The following is a 14,578-nucleotide window of genomic DNA, read 5'->3' on the forward strand; positions in this document are numbered from 1 at the left end:
GCCTCCGGGATAGGTTCGCCGCATGGGTTCCCAGGGCAGTCGCAACCGTAGCCACCCCCGCAGTCACGACCGCGGCGACCGGCGGATCAGTCCGGTGTTCATCGGCATCTTCGCCGTCATGGCGGTCACCGGGTGGGCTGTGTGGACGGGGTACTCGACCAGTACCGGGCTGGCCGTCTTCCTCTTCGTCACGGCGGCCTGGATCGTCTCCCTGTGCCTGCACGAGTACGCGCACGCCCGCACGGCCCTGCACAGCGGCGACCTCAGCGTGGGCGCGAAGGGCTACCTGACGCTGAATCCCCTCAAGTACACGCACGCCCTGCTGAGCATCGTCCTCCCCGTCCTCTTCGTGATCATGGGAGGCCTGGGTCTCCCCGGCGGCGCCGTGTACATCGAGCGAGACCGGATCGAGGGCCGGTGGCGGCACAGCCTCATCTCGGCGGCGGGCCCGCTGACGAACGTCGCCTTCGCGGCGGTCTGCACGGCCCCGTTCTGGCTGGACGCCCTGGACGGGGTCCCGATCCCGTTCCGCTTCGCGCTCGGCTTCCTGGCGCTGCTCCAAGTCTCGGCGGCGATCCTGAACTTCCTGCCGGTCCCGGGCCTGGACGGCTACGGCATCATCGAGCCCTGGCTCTCCCACCGGGTCCGCCGCGAGGTGGCGCCGCTGGCGCCGTTCGGCCTGCTGGCCGTCTTCGCGCTGCTGTGGATCCCGGAGATCAACGCGTTCTTCTTCGACGCGGTGTACGGAGTCCTCTCCGCCCTCGGCGTGAGCGAGCTGGAGGCCTACTGCGGCCGCGACCTGTACCAGTTCTGGCAGGAGGGCAGCGGCTTCTGCCAGGCGTCGTAGCCGGCCCGGACCGCGCGCCCCGCGGCGGCCGTCCTAGCCCGCGGCGCGGGCCGCTGCCGCAGCCTTCTCGATCTTCGCCTTGCGCACGTAGAACCAGGCCATGTTCGAGGTGATGCCCGCCATCAGCACCCACGCGATCCCGAGCAGGCTGCCCTCGACGAAGGAGACCACGGCGGCGGCCACGGCGAGGACGCAGAGAACGACGGCGAACACGGCAAGGCGGGGCATGACGGGGGCTCCTCGAAGACACTGAGCGATTCAAGCCCCTCCAGTGTCCCCCATGCCCCGCCGTGCTCCCGTCCGGCTGATTTCCGCCATCCCGTGATCTTTTCCTCCTCGCGCCGCTACGGTTCGCCCCAGACGCACCGCGCACGGGGGTGCGGAAGGACCTGGGGGAAGACATGCAGGAGATCCCGAGGGGCGCGAACGTCAGCCTGACCGCCCTCAGCGAGGATGCCGGGGCGGTCGTCGTGAGCCTCGGATGGAGCAGCGCTTCGGGGGCCGGCGACGCCGACGTCTCGGTGCTGCTGCTGGACGAGAACGGCAAGGTCCGCGACGAGAACGACTTCTACTTCTACAACAACCCGGCGGCCGCCGACGGGAGCGTGCAGCTGCTGGGCAAGGTGCCGACCGACAACGGCGACGAGGACCGCATCAGCGTGGACCTGACGGCGGTCCCGGAGGGGGTCTCACGGATCGTCGTGGCGGCCAGCCGGTACGCCGGCGCACGGTTCGGGGACCTCGACGACCTGCGGATGACGGTCGCGGACCGCTCCGGGGATCCGCTGGTCGGCTACTCCATCGAGGACGCGGGCGTGGAAACCGCCTTCATCTTCGGCGAGTTGTACCGGCGGGGCGAGGAATGGAAGTTCCGCGCGGTCGGCCAGGGGTACGAAACCGGCCTCGCGGGACTGGCCACGGACTTCGGCATCCCGGTGCTGGAGGACTCCGAGGACGCCGAGGTGGAGGCGGCGGAGGAGCTCGCCGGAAAGGGAAAGGCGGCGGACACCCTTGCCCCGGCCGAAGCCCCGCAGGGCCCCGGAACGGCTGCTGGTGGGACCGACGCCCCGGACTCCGGGTCCGTGCCCGCCGACGCGACGGCGCACGTGGCAGCCGACGCGGCAGCCCCCGTCGCCGTACCTGCGCAGACCCGCGGCCGGGGTCCCCGTACGACCAGGAAGAAGGTCACCCTGCCCAAGGTGGCCAAGAAGTCCCTCGCCGAGAACGAGTCCTGGAACCAGGCCCGCCTGTTCCCCGTCCCCTCCCTCAAGAGCGACCGTGAACGGGAGGTGCGCGCCACCTCGGTCCTGCTGTCCGTCATGGCCCAGGTGCCGGAGTTCGGCCGCCGCCTCACCGCCGGGTTCGGCGCACCCGCCGGCCGGATGCAGACCTTCACGGAGGTCTCCCTCCCCCACGGGGACGCACCGCGGCGCCCGGACGGGGTGATCCGGGTGGAGCGCGCGGGCAAGCTGTGGACGGCGCTCGTGGAGACGAAGACGAACGGCAACCCGCTCAAGGCGGAGCAGGTCCAGGCGTACATGGACATCGCCGCGCGCCGCGGCTACGAGGCCGTGATCACCCTCTCCAACGACGTGGCTCTGGAGGGCCGCCCGATGGTGGAGGTGAAGGTCGACGGCCGGCGCAAGCACAAGGTCAGTCTCTGGCACCTGTCCTGGGCCGAGGTCGCCCACCAGGCGCAGCTGCTGATCCGCCACGAGGGCGTGGGCAACGCCGCGCACGCCTGGCTCCTCCAGGAACTCCTGGAGTACCTGCGGCACGAGCAGTCCGGCTGCCACGGCTTCCAGAACATGGGCGCCGCCTGGGTGCCCGTACGCAAGGGCATCGAGGACGAGACCCTCGGCCTCGGGGACGCGCGGACCGTGGAAGTCGTGGAGAGCTGGGAGCGGCTGATCCGGCAGGTCTGCCTGCGTCTCGGCGGGGAGCTCGGGCAGAAGGCACTGCCGGTCCAGCGGGCCCGGCGGGGCAGTGATCCGCAGGCCCGGCGGGTCGCGGCGGCGGACCGGCTGTGCGCGGACGGGAAGCTCTCCGCGGAGCTGCGCGTCGACGGGACCAGCAGTGTCATCGCGGTGAGCGCCGACCTCAGGACCTCCAAGGTGCGGACGTCCGTCGACGTGCCTGCCCCGGAGGGCGCGTACCCGTTGGTCATGGTGAAGCGGCTGCTGAGGCTGCTCGCCGAGGCTCCGGCGGACCTGCACGTGGAGAGCCTCGTCGAGTCCGGGCCGGGGAGCGGGCCGCGAGGGACGCTGGAGCGGCTGCGGCCCGAGCCGGGCGATCTGCTGCCGACGGACGGCTCGGTCGTCGTCGGTTTCCGGCTGTCGCTGCTCAAGGGGATGGGCAGCACGCGGGGCAACACGGAGTCCGGGTTCATCCGCAGTGTGGACGATGCCGTGGAGCGCTTCTACCACGGTGTGGTGGCGCAGCTGGGCCCGGTCGAGGGGCGGGGCGGACGGCGCGGCTGAGCGGGCGCGGGGCCACCCGGTCCGCCGGGCCCGTGGAGGGGCGGGGCGGACGGGTGGCGCCGGGCGGGTCAGACGTCCGTGATGCGGAGGCCGGCGTGGGCCTTGTAGCGGCGGTTCGTGGAGATCAGGTTGGCGACCAGGGATTCGACCTGGTGGGCGTTGCGGAGGCGGCCCGCGAAGACGCCGCGCATGCCGGGGATGCGGGCGGCGAGGGCCTGGACGATGTCCGTGTCGGCGCGGACCTCGCCGAGGACCATCACGTCGGTGTCGATCTCGTCGATCGACTCGTCCTGGAGGAGGACCGCCGAGAGGTGGTGGAAGGCGGCCGTGACGCGGGAGTCCGGCAGGAGGGCGGCGGCCTGCTGGGCCGCGCTGCCCTCTTCGACCTGGAGGGCGTACGCGCCCTGCTTGTCGAAGCCGAGCGGGTTGACGCAGTCGATCACGAGCTTGCCGGCGAGGTCCTCGCGCAGCGATTCCAGGGTCTTGGCGTGGCCCTCCCACGGCACCGCGATGATCACGATGTCGCTGCGGCGCGCGCACTCGGCGTTGTCCGCGCCCTCGACCCCGAGGCCGAGCTCTTCGGCGGCGGCCGACGCGCGGTCGGCGGCGCGGGAGCCGATGATCACCTTCTGGCCGGCCCGGGCGAGCCGGTAGGCGAGCCCCCGCCCCTGGTCGCCGGTGCCGCCGAGGACGCCGACGACGAGGCCGGAGACGTCGGGAAGGTCCCACGGGTCCTTGGCGGGGGCCTTCGCGGGCTGCTGCGTGCTGTCTGTGGAGGTCATGGGGCCGAGGGTAACCGCGAGATCGTCAGAGTCGAATGCGCGGACGGCGTGAGATGCGGCGGGAGAGCGTGCGAGGGGTGCGACCTGCCCAAGTAGGCGGGGACCCGGGTGGGAGATGGGGGGAACGGCTCCCGTATGTCCCTTCCATGCGGCAGGATGCCGATATGGACGCCGTGAGGGTCGCGCTGCTGCGCGAAGTGCTCGCCGGTACGGAGTGGCCCGGTGCCGCGCGCCGGTTCGCCGGGACGCTGCGGCGGTCGGTCGTGCCGGCCGGGGGGAATCTGCTGCTGGTCGGGACCGAGCAGTACGAGCCCTGGCACCTCGCGGCGCACCTCGTGGACGAGGCCGCCTGGTCGGGGCTGCCGGAGCTGGCGCCCACGCTCGTACGCCACCACGTGCTGCCCGGGGACGCCCCGCACCTGTCGGTCGGCCTGGGGCGGCTGGAGGCGGCCCGGCGCGGTCACACGCTGCTGGTGGTGGCTCCGGAGCGGCCCGGGGACGGGCTGCTGGAGCGGGTGCACGACGCCCGCCGCGCGGGGGCGACCGTACTGTCCCTGGACGGCGGGGACGCGGATCTGGGGACGCTGGCGCACGAGGCGCTGTCCGTGCCGGACGGGTCCGCCGAGCTCGACCTGGACACCGTGCAGCACCTGGTCAGCGCGGCGGCCGGGGAGAACAGCCTGCCGGTGCAGCGCGGGCCGCGGCGGTTCCGGGACCGGCTGGCGCGGCTGGCCGACCAGCTGGCCGCGCCGCCGCCCAGCCGCTGGTAGCCCGGCCTACCGGATCACGAAGTGCTGCCCGTGCCTTCCTCGGCCTCGCGCGTCTTGTCGTTCCATTTGGGGTCGTTCTGCCATTCGAGATTGCGCTCCTGCGCCGTCTCCATGGCGTGGTTCGCCTCTTCGGGTGTCTCGTAAGGACCGAAGCGGTCCTTCGCCGGGCACTCCGGGCCTTCCTCGACCTTCTTGTGGACCAGGCAGTAGTACCACTCGCCCGCTTTGCCCACCTGGCGCTTCTTGAACAGGGCCATCGTCAGGCTCCTCTCTCTGTCGCCATGCTGCCCCATACCCGCTCGATACACTCGCTCGTATGTCTGGCCAGTCGCTGCTCGTACCAGGCGAGCTCACTCCCGTCCGTTCCGTTCCCGGAAACATCCGCCGGCCCGAGTACGTGGGCAAGCCCGCGCCCACTCCGTACACCGGACCGGAGGTGCAGACGGCCGAGACCATCGAGGCCATGCGCATCGCCGGCCGGATCGCCGCCCAGGCGATGGAAGAGGCCGCCAAGCTGATCGCGCCGGGGGTGACCACCGACGAGCTGGACCGGGTCGCCCACGAGTTCATGTGCGACCACGGCGCCTACCCCTCGACGCTGGGCTACCGCGGTTTCCCGAAGTCCCTGTGCTCCTCGCTCAACGAGGTCATCTGCCACGGGATCCCCGACTCGACCGTCCTGCGGGACGGCGACATCGTCAACCTCGACGTGACCGCGTACATCGGCGGGGTGCACGGCGACAACAACGCCACGTACCTGTGCGGTGACGTGGACGAGGAGTCGCGGCTGCTCGTGGAGCGGACCCGCGAGGCCCTGAACCGGGCCATCAAGGCCGTCCGGCCGGGCCGGCAGATCAACATCATCGGCCGGGTCATCGAGTCGTACGCGAAGCGCTTCGGCTACGGCGTCGTCCGGGACTTCACCGGTCACGGGATCAACTCGTCCTTCCACTCCGGCCTGATCGTCCCGCACTACGACAGCCCGCACGCCACCACCGTCATCGAGCCCGGGATGACCTTCACCATCGAGCCGATGCTGACCCTGGGCACCCACGAGTACGACATGTGGGAGGACGGCTGGACGGTGGTCACGAAGGACCGCAAGCGCACCGCGCAGTTCGAGCACACACTGGTGGTCACGGACACCGGAGCGGAGATCCTGACGCTGCCCTGATCCGGATCCGGGGAGGAGCACCCCGAGTACACCCCGAATACACCCTGAGTACTGGGTGCTCCGTGGAGGTTTTTACCGACAAGGCGTCGGGAACACATTGACTTAGGTAAGCCTAACAAGGAGGATCGGGTGTGGCGGCACGGCCGTCACGCCCGGCTCCCCCATTCCTTCCGATTCCTCGGAGGTCCGCCTTGGACGCCTTCTCCACCGTCATCCGTGTCGCCTCGCACGAGCAGCACACCGAGGCAGAGACCTCGACCTTCATGAGCGACCTGCTGGGCGGCCGTCTCGGCGTGGACGCCTACACCCGCTACACCGAGCAGCTGTGGTTCGTGTACAAGGCCCTGGAGGACGCCGCCGAGGCCCTCCGGGACGACGCCGTCGCCGGGCCGTTCATACAGCCCGAGCTGATGCGCCTCGCCGAGATCGAGCGGGACCTGGCCCACCTGCGGGGCCCCGGATGGCGCGAGACCCTGGTCGCACTGCCCGCCACCGAGGCCTACGCGGCCCGTGTGGCCGAGTGCGCGGCCACCTGGCCGGGTGGATACGTGGCCCACCACTACACCCGCTACCTGGGCGACCTCTCCGGCGGCCAGATCATCCGCGACAAGGCCGAGCGGACCTGGGGCTTCGAGCGCAAGGGCGACGGCGTCCGCTTCTACGTCTTCGCCGACATCTCCAACCCGGCCGCCTTCAAGCGGACTTACCGCGAGCTGCTGGACGCGATCGCCGCGGACGACCTGGAGAAGCAGCGCATCATCGACGAGTGCAAGCGCGCCTTCGACTTCAACGGCGCGGTCTTCCGCGAACTGGGCGAGCAGTTCCCGCTGAGCGCGTAACGCCTGCGGCGGGCTGAACGGGGAAGGGGGGTGGGCCCGATGGGCCCACCCCCCTTCCGGGCTGCGCCCTGGGCTCCCGGGGCTCCGCCCCGGACCCCGCGCCTCAAACGCCGGCGAGGCTGGAGTTCGCGAAGCGGACGCGGCCGCCGATTTCTACCGTGCCGTCCGGGGCGGGGGCCGTGAGGATTTGGGAGCCTCTGCCCTGGGTGATGTTCAGGGCGCGGTTCAGTTCGGCCGTCAGCAGGATCGCCGCCGAGCCGGTGGCCTCGTCCTCCACGATCGCCCCACCGGGGCGGCGCGGAAAACCGCGGGCCCGGATCCGGCCCGCGGCCTCGTCCTCCCAGGCCCAGGCGTACAGCCAGCCCTCGCCCGGCGGCGGGCTCGGCAGCGCGTCGACCGCGGCGGCGTCGGCGTACTGCTCGGTGCGCTTGCCCTCCACCCACTCGGGGCGGGCGGTGATCCAGGTGAACTCCCCGTCGTCACGCGCCCATACGGAGCCCGCCGGCGGCTGGAGCTCCTCGATGTCGAGCAGCCACGCGACCCCGACCAGCGGATGCCCGGCGAAGGACATCCGGGTGCCGGGGGTGCGGATGTCGACGATCCCGCGCTCGGGATCGTCGACGAACACCGTCTCGCTGTAACCCAGTTCGGCGGCCAGCGCCTGCCGCGACGCGTCGTCGGGACAGGACCGGCCGTCGCGTACGACGCCCAGCACATTGCCGTGGCTGCCGTCACCCGCGCAGAAGACCCTCAGGACGTCGAGATCGTTCACGCGGGCATTGAAGCACGGGTCAGTTCTGGGCCGTGCGGCGCCTGCGCGCGACGAACACCGCGCCCGCGCCCGCCGCGACGATGGCGGCGGAGGAGCCGAGCAGGGCGCCGGCCGGGATCTCGGCGCCGGTGGCGGCGAGGCCGCCGCCCACGGTGCCGCCGCCTCCGGTGCTGCCGGTGCCGCCCGTGCCGGCCGGGGGCAGGACCGCGCCCTTGTCCACGGAGACGGTGAGGTTGACGTCGTCCGCGCGGGTCCCCACCGGGTACATGGAGCCGGTGGTGGAGTTCGCGAAGGCCGCGGAGCCCTCGGCGGTGAGGGCGGTGCGTACGGCGCTCAGGGTGAGCACGCCGTTCTTGGTCGTGTAGTCGGCCTTCGAGAGGTCGAGCGTGGCGAAGGGGACGTCCGCCTTGACCCCGGCGGCCGTCTTCACGTCCAGGACCAGGGTGCCCTTGGCGCCCTCGGCGCTGATGCGGACGTTGCCGAAGGTCATGTCGATGCCGTGGCCCGCGTACTGGAAGCGCAGGTTGCCCGCGAAGGTGGCGTTCAGCTTCCGCGCCTTGGTGTCGAGGGTGCCCTTGCCGCCGCCGAAGGCGAAGCTGTCGCCGTTCGCGAGCGCGCCGTCCGCGGGGGTGACGGTGCCGCCGCCGTTCACGACGTAGGTGCGGAAGGACTCCTTGATGCCCCAGGCCAGCTTGCCGCTCAGGATCTGCTGCGGGCCGCCGGTCGCCGGGGAGCTGGTGGAGGCGGAGGGCGTGGGGGAGGCCGGCTTCGACGGGGAGGGGGAGGCGGAGGTCGAGCCGGAAGCGGAGGCCGACGGGGACGGGGACGAGGAGGCGCTCTGCGAGGGGGAGGGAGAGGTGGAGGCGGAGGTCGAGGGGGACGGGGAGGGGCTCTGGGTGGGCCGCGGCGGGAACTCCAGTACGGCGGTCAGCGGGTCGCCGGCCTTGTCCTTGTAGCTGTCCGAGCCGAGGAGCTTCGCGGCGTCGGCGGTCAGGGTGGTGCCGAGGCCCGCCATCGACTGGCCGGCGAAGGCGACCTTCGCGAAGGGGACGTCCTTCGTGAGGACGCCGTCCCGGGTGACGTCGATGACCAGCAGCTTCGTACCGGTGTCGATGCGGAGGTTCGCGAGCTTCACCTCGAAGCGGTGCGCGGCCGACTTGAAGGTGACGCTGCCCTGGAAGGCCGCGGTCACGAGGTGCGTGGCCGGGTCGTACTGGCCGGTGGCCGAGCCGAAGGTGAAGCCCTTGGCGGTCTTCTTCGCGCCGTCCGCGACGGTGATCTCGCCCTTGGCGATGGTCGTGACGTAGGTGCGGTAGCTCTCCAGGACACCCCAGTCGAGGGTGCCGCCGACGACCGGGATCGCCGCGCGGGTGCCCTGCGCTGCGCTGGCGGGGGCGGAGGCGGGGGCCGCCGCCGTGGCGGGCAGGACGAACGCGGTGGCGGCGATCGCGGCAGAGGTGGCGACGGCGGCCGCGAGGGCGATGGGACGGCGGATCGATGACATGGCGGTCTCCTGAACGGGGGTGGCGGAGGAGGCGGATGGGGTGAGGTGCGGAGGCTGAGAAGGGCACGGCAAAGCCGGCCCGGCGGCGTGGCGCGGGGCCCTGCGGGGCTTGCGGGTGGAGGCGGTACGGGGCTTGCGTGCCGGGCGGTTCGGATCCCGGACAGCGGGGGTGGCCTGGAGCCCGCCTGCCGGACGGGTCCGAACCCGCTCAGCGGGAGTGGGTTGGGGCCTGCGCGCCGGGCGGTCCGAAGCCGCTCAGCAGGGTTGGTGTGGGGACCTCCGGGGTCCGGGCCCTACAGGGCCCGGCGGTGCGGGCCCTGTAGGCGGTACGTGTCCGGGGCGCGGGTCAGTCGCGCGGGTCAGCCACGAGGAGCGGCTCCGCCAGTGCCGGAGGAGTCCGGGGCCTCCGGGGTCTCGGGAGCCGGGCCCGCCGGGCCCGCCGGGGGCTCGGGGGACGGGGACGGGGACGCAGACTCGGCGCCCGGGGCCTGCGCCGGGGAGTCGGTGCCCGCCGGGCCCTGCGCCGGGGAGTCGGCGCCCGCCGGGCCCTGCGCCGGGGAGTCGGCGCCCGCCGGGCCCTGCGCCGGGGAGTCGGTGCCCTGCGCCGGGGTCCGCCGGCGGCGGAGGGTCAGGAAGGTGGCGGCTGCTGCGAGGGCGACGGCGGCGGCCGCGAGGGTGGCGTACAGGGGGGTGTTCGAGGAGTCGTTTCCGGAGGCGGCCGGGGTTGCCGACGCGGACGGGGCCGGCGGGGTGGCGGGGGTGGCCGTGGAGCCTAGGTTGGGGAGGGCCGGGAGCTTCGCGGACGCGTCGAGGGCGACTGCGAGGGAGACCGGGTCCATCTCGGTGCCCGCCTTGTACATGGAGTTGAAGGCCGCGGCCCCGCCCTCGGTGAGGGTGGCCGGGGCTTCGGTGAGGGTGGCGAGGCCGCCCTCGGTCTTGAGGCCCTTGGCGTCGAACTCCACCAGCGGGACGGCGGGCTTGGTGTCCGTGCCGGTGGTGACGTCGGCGGAGAGGACGCCCTTGCCGTTCTCCACCTTGGCCGTGACCTTCGCGAGCTTCAGGTCGAGGTGCGCTCCGGTGAAGTGCACGGAGCCGGTGAAGGCCGCGTCGAGGGTGCCCTTCGCGGCGTCGTAGGCGCCCTTGCCCTGCGGGAAGCGGAACAGCGCGCCGCCGTCCTGGGCGCCTTCGGCCAGCTCCCACTTGCCCTGGCCGATGGAGCCGGAGACGTACTCGCGGAAGGTGCGCCGCACGCCCCAGTCCACGGCGGCGTCGGTGAACCCGCCGGCGGTCTGGGAGGACTGCGGGGACGGGGTGGCCGCCGGGGTGCTCGGGGACGGCGTAACCGGCTGCGCGGCGGCCTTGACGTCCACCGAGAGGGAGACCGGGTCGAGCTGCGCGCCCGCCGCGTAGTAGCCGGCGAAGGCCTTGGCGCCCTCGTCGGTGAGGACGGCCGGGATGCCCGTGAGGACGACCGGGCCGGTGCCGCCCTTCATGTTCACTCCGCCCAGGGTCAGCTTGGCGAAGGGGACTTGGGAGGCGGTGGTGACCGCTCCGCCCTCCTTGGCCTTGCTGGTGACGTCCACGTAGAGGGTGCCGCTGCCACCGCTGATCTTGACGGTGGGCCGGCTGGCGCTCATGTCCAGCTCGTACGTGCCGTCCGGCTTCTGGTGGCCCTGGAAGCTGACGCCGCCGCCGAAGGAGGCCTGCAGGGAGCCGCTGTCCGGATCGTAGGAGCCGCTCGCGGAGTGGAAGCGGAAGAGGCTGCCGCCGGCGGTGGCGGCTCCCTCCTTCAGCTTGAACCCGCCTTTGGCCACCGGACCGGTGACGTAGCTCTGGAAGGAGGATTTGATGCCCCAGTCGAGTCGGCCGCCCTCCACGGTGCGGCCCGCGGCCTGGGCGGCGGTCGCCGGGAGCAGGACTGCTCCCAGCAGGGCCGCCAGGGTCGCCAGCAGGGCGACGGCGGACGCACGGGTGGGTCTAGCGGACATGAATGTCCCCTCCAGGGTCTAGCGAGCGAGGTTAGGCTAACCTAAGCTACGTTCGGCCGGGTGTGAAACCCCCCGGTCCCCGGAACCTCGAACCGGGTTCCAACTTCCAGCGAACCGGGTCCCCCACCCCAGTCGGACGATCAGGACGGTGCCTTCGTGCCTACGCCCGCCGCGTCAACCCGCGTGTCCCGCTTCGCCGTCGCCCTGACCTCCGTGGTCCTGGCGCTCGGCGTGAGCGCCTGCGGAGGTACGGCCGCCCCCTCCCCCGCCACCGGAGCCGGCGCCCCGGCCCTCCCGGACCGGGTGGAACCGCTCGCGCAGGCGCCCGTACCCGCGCTCCCCGCGACCGTGGACTCGGCGGACGGAGCCAGGGTCACCGTCACCTCGGCGGACCGGGTGATCCCGCTGACGGGCGGCCTCAACGAGATCGTGTACACCCTCGGGCTCGGCCCCAAGGTCGTCGCCAAGGACATCACCGCCACCTTCGAACAGGCGGCGGACCTCCCGGTGGTGACGCGGGGCCACGACGTCTCCGCCGAGAGCGTGCTGTCGCTGCGTCCGACCCTGGTGCTGGCCGAGACCACCTCCGGCCCCGCCGAGGCGATCCAGCAGATCCGCGACGCGGGCGTCCCGCTGCTGGTGGTGGCCCCGGCCAAGTCCCTGGACGACGTGGCGAAGCGGACCGACGCCGTCGCCGCCGCGCTCGGCGTCAAGGAGGCCGGTGCGCAGCTGAACCAGCGCACCGCCGACCGCATCGCCGCCGCCCGCCAGGCCCTGCCCGCCTCGGGGAAGAAGCCGCGCGTGGCCTTCCTCTACCTGCGCGGCACCGCCTCCGTGTACCTGATGGGCGGCTCCGACTCCGGCGCCGGCTCCCTGCTGGAAGCGGCCGGCGCACTGGACACCGGCCCGGCGTCGGGGCTCGGCAAGGACTTCACCCCGATCACGAGCGAGGCCCTCGCGGCGGCCGCGCCCGATGCCATCCTCGTCATGGCCAAGGGGCTGGAGTCCGTCGGCGGCGTGGACGGACTGGTCAAGATCCCCGGTGTGGCCCAGACCCCGGCGGGCATGGACCGGCGGGTGATCACCGTCGACGACGGGGTCCTGCTCAACTACGGCCCGCGCACCGACCAGGTCCTGGCCTCCCTCATCACCCAGCTCTACGGCAAGGCCTCCTGACGTGTCCCTCTCGTACGACGAAGCCCCCGATGAAGCCCCCGGGACGCCGCCCCGAGCGGACCCCCTTCCCGCTCCCGGGCGGGCGGCGTCCCGGGCCGTACCCACCGCCGCCGGCGCACCGCCCCGGCGGCGGTGGGGTTCCGCCTGGCTCACCGGGGCGCTGGCCGCCGTACTCGTCCTGCTCGCGCTGGTCTCGGCGGGAGTGGGGGCCTACGAGATCCCGCTCGGGGAGGTCATCGGGTCGGTGCAGCACCGCCTGGGCCTCGGGGGCGCCGCCCTCGACCGGGTCGGGGAGAGCGTGCTGTGGAACGTACGGCTGCCGCGCGTGGTGCTCGCCCTGCTCGTCGGGGCCAGTCTCGGCTGCGCCGGGGCGCTGATGCAGGGGGTGTTCGGCAATCCCCTCGCCGAGCCCGGGGTCATCGGGATCTCGGCGGGCGCGGCCGTCGGCGCGGTCGCCGCGATCGGGCTCGGGCTGAGCTTCTTCGGCAACTGGACCATCACCGCCTGCGCGTTCGTCGCGGGGCTGGTCACCGTCGGCGCCGTGTACCTGCTGTCCCGCAACGGCGGGAAGACCGAGGTCGTCACCCTCATCCTGACCGGCATCGCCGTCAACGCCTTCGCGGGCGCCCTGATCGGCCTGTTCGTCTTCTTCGCGGACAGCGGCCAGGTCAACCAGATCACCTTCTGGCAGCTCGGCTCCCTCGCCCAGGCCACCTGGCCCAAGGTGCTGGCCGTCCTTCCCTGCGCGCTGGCCGGCCTGCTGATCGCCCCCTTCTACGCGGGCCGGCTGGACCTGCTCTCCCTCGGCGAGCGCCCGGCCCGCCACCTCGGTGTCGACGTGGAGCGGCTGCGGCTCGCGCTGATCCTGGTCGTCGCGCTGCTCACCGCCGCGGCCGTCGCCGTGGCCGGGATCATCACCTTCGTGGGGCTGCTCGTACCGCACCTGCTGCGCATGGCCAACGGTCCGGGGCACCGCTTCCTGGTGCCCGGCAGCGCGCTCGCCGGAGCCGTGGTGCTGGTCGCCGGGGACCTGGCCGCCCGGACCCTCGCCCAGCCCGCCGAGCTGCCGCTCGGTGTGCTGACCGCCCTGATCGGCAGCCCGTTCTTCTTCTGGCTGCTGCGCCGGACCCGCCGCAAGCAAGGAGGCTGGGCATGAGCGTCCGGCTGCGTTCCCGCCTCTCCGTATTCCGCCGGAGCGGGCGGGCCGTCCCCGCCCGGACCGCCCCGGGCGCCCCGCTCGCCGAGGTCACGGACCTGCGCGTACGGCTCGCCGGGCGCGAGGTGCTGGCCGGGATCGGGCTGACCGTGCGGGCCGGGGAGGTGCTGGCCCTGGTCGGACCGAACGGCGCGGGCAAGTCCACCCTGCTGGCGGCCCTGTCCGGGGACCTGCCTGCGGACTCCGGGGAGGTGCGGATCGGCGGGCGCCCGCTGGACGACTGGCCGGCCCCCGAGCTGGCCCTGCACCGGGCGGTGCTCCCCCAGTCGGCGGCGCTGGCCTTCCCCTTCCCGGTGGAGGACGTCGTACGGATGGGCCGCGCCCCCTGGGCGGGCACCGAGGCGGCCGATGGCGACGAGGAGGCGGTGGCCGCCGCCATGGCCGCCACCGAGGTGGCGGGCTTCGCGGACCGCCCGTTCTCGGCGCTCTCCGGCGGCGAGCGGGCCCGGGTGGCGCTGGCCCGCGTCCTGGCCCAGGGGGCCCAGCTGCTGATGCTGGACGAGCCGACGGCGGCGCTGGACCTGCGCCACCAGGAACTGGTGCTGAGGATCTGCCGGGAGCGGGCGGCGGCCGGCGACGGGGTCGTGGTGGTCCTGCACGACCTGGGCCTGGCGGCGGCGTACGCGGACCGGGTCGCCGTCCTGCACGAAGGCCGGATCGCGGTGGACGGTCCGCCCGCGGAGGTGTTCGAGGACGGGCTGCTGAGCCGGGTCTACCGCCAGCCGGTGGAGGTCCTTCCGCACCCGCGCACGGGGGCGCCGCTGGTGGTCCCGGTGCGGGACGGGGAGCCGGGAAGGCCCGGGAATCCCGGGGAGGAGCGTTCCACCGTACGGAACGGTCACCTGGGTTTGACCTCCATTTGACCCCGGCATGGGGCCTGCGTGGGGCACCCGTGACGGCTCCGTGTCCGGCCCCCGAAGGTGTGCGCTGAATCACTGGACGTGCGGATAAAGGTCAGGTAAGCCTCGGTTAAGTTAGGTCCGCCTCACCGGCCGCCCCCACCCGATCGGGGCGGTCGTCCGCCGAACGC

The 14,578-nt window shown here is 73.0% G+C and carries 14 protein-coding genes; 8 read left to right on the forward strand and 6 right to left on the reverse strand.

Annotation, left to right across the window (positions count from 1 at the left end):
* The first annotated feature begins 22 nt into the window (after window positions 1–22).
* Entirely contained in the window at window positions 23–847 is an 825-nt protein-coding gene (locus NLX94_RS24745; protein WP_254385237.1) for a site-2 protease family protein, read from the forward strand.
* A 33-nt stretch (window positions 848–880) separates the two neighbouring features.
* On the opposite strand, the gene NLX94_RS24750 is transcribed toward NLX94_RS24745, so the two are convergent.
* Window positions 881–1,075, reverse strand: coding sequence for a hypothetical protein (locus NLX94_RS24750; RefSeq protein WP_254385238.1), 195 nt, complete (start codon window positions 1,073–1,075; stop codon window positions 881–883).
* 173 nt (window positions 1,076–1,248) lie between these two features.
* Between NLX94_RS24750 and NLX94_RS24755 the strand changes: the two genes are divergently transcribed.
* On the forward strand, window positions 1,249–3,327 hold the full coding sequence (locus NLX94_RS24755) for a TerD family protein (RefSeq protein ID WP_254385239.1): 2,079 nt from the start codon (window positions 1,249–1,251) through the stop codon (window positions 3,325–3,327).
* A 68-nt stretch (window positions 3,328–3,395) separates the two neighbouring features.
* Here NLX94_RS24755 and npdG read toward each other — a convergent pair whose 3' ends face one another.
* Window positions 3,396–4,109, reverse strand: a complete 714-nt coding sequence (npdG, locus tag NLX94_RS24760; RefSeq protein WP_254385240.1) for an NADPH-dependent F420 reductase — start codon at window positions 4,107–4,109, stop codon at window positions 3,396–3,398.
* Between the two features lie 164 nt (window positions 4,110–4,273).
* Here npdG and NLX94_RS24765 point away from each other — a divergent pair, with 164 nt between their 5' ends.
* Window positions 4,274–4,879, forward strand: a complete 606-nt coding sequence (locus NLX94_RS24765; protein ID WP_254385241.1) for a hypothetical protein — start codon at window positions 4,274–4,276, stop codon at window positions 4,877–4,879.
* Window positions 4,880–4,893: 14 nt separating this feature from the next.
* Here the strand turns inward: NLX94_RS24765 and NLX94_RS24770 are convergent, their stop codons facing one another.
* Complete coding sequence (locus tag NLX94_RS24770) at window positions 4,894–5,136, reverse strand: hypothetical protein (protein WP_254385242.1); 243 nt, start codon at window positions 5,134–5,136, stop codon at window positions 4,894–4,896.
* 59 nt (window positions 5,137–5,195) lie between these two features.
* On the opposite strand from NLX94_RS24770, the gene map reads away from it, so the two are divergent.
* A complete protein-coding gene (gene map, locus NLX94_RS24775) occupies window positions 5,196–6,053 on the forward strand; it encodes a type I methionyl aminopeptidase (RefSeq protein ID WP_254385243.1) in 858 nt (285 codons plus the stop codon).
* Window positions 6,054–6,244: 191 nt separating this feature from the next.
* The gene (locus NLX94_RS24780; RefSeq protein ID WP_254385244.1) at window positions 6,245–6,892 is read left to right on the forward strand and encodes a heme oxygenase (biliverdin-producing); all 648 of its coding nucleotides are present in this window, start codon (window positions 6,245–6,247) and stop codon (window positions 6,890–6,892) included.
* 103 nt (window positions 6,893–6,995) lie between these two features.
* On the opposite strand, the gene NLX94_RS24785 is transcribed toward NLX94_RS24780, so the two are convergent.
* The 3 genes from NLX94_RS24785 to NLX94_RS24800 form a co-directional block, all read right to left on the reverse strand.
* Entirely contained in the window at window positions 6,996–7,664 is a 669-nt protein-coding gene (locus tag NLX94_RS24785; RefSeq protein ID WP_254385245.1) for a PhzF family phenazine biosynthesis protein, read from the reverse strand.
* Between the two features lie 19 nt (window positions 7,665–7,683).
* A complete protein-coding gene (locus NLX94_RS39060) occupies window positions 7,684–9,168 on the reverse strand; it encodes an HtaA domain-containing protein (protein ID WP_302170434.1) in 1,485 nt (494 codons plus the stop codon).
* Between the two features lie 359 nt (window positions 9,169–9,527).
* Window positions 9,528–11,156 carry an HtaA domain-containing protein gene (locus NLX94_RS24800; protein ID WP_254385246.1) on the reverse strand — a complete coding sequence of 543 codons (1,629 nt, stop codon included), beginning with the start codon at window positions 11,154–11,156 and terminating at the stop codon, window positions 9,528–9,530.
* Window positions 11,157–11,312: 156 nt separating this feature from the next.
* Here NLX94_RS24800 and NLX94_RS24805 point away from each other — a divergent pair, with 156 nt between their 5' ends.
* From NLX94_RS24805 to NLX94_RS24815, 3 genes are read left to right on the forward strand one after another with little or no spacing between them, the layout of a single operon-like run.
* Complete coding sequence (locus NLX94_RS24805; RefSeq protein WP_254385247.1) at window positions 11,313–12,332, forward strand: ABC transporter substrate-binding protein; 1,020 nt, start codon at window positions 11,313–11,315, stop codon at window positions 12,330–12,332.
* A gap of 1 nt (window position 12,333) precedes the next feature.
* Window positions 12,334–13,488, forward strand: a complete 1,155-nt coding sequence (locus NLX94_RS24810; RefSeq protein WP_254385248.1) for an iron ABC transporter permease — start codon at window positions 12,334–12,336, stop codon at window positions 13,486–13,488.
* Window positions 13,485–14,411, forward strand: a complete 927-nt coding sequence (locus NLX94_RS24815; RefSeq protein WP_254385249.1) for a heme ABC transporter ATP-binding protein — start codon at window positions 13,485–13,487, stop codon at window positions 14,409–14,411. The genes NLX94_RS24810 and NLX94_RS24815 overlap by 4 nt, the downstream gene beginning before the upstream one ends.
* Window positions 14,412–14,578 lie beyond the last annotated feature (167 nt).

It is taken from the genome of Streptomyces sp. TBY4, from assembly GCF_024213195.1.
GTDB lineage: Bacteria > Actinomycetota > Actinomycetes > Streptomycetales > Streptomycetaceae > Streptomyces.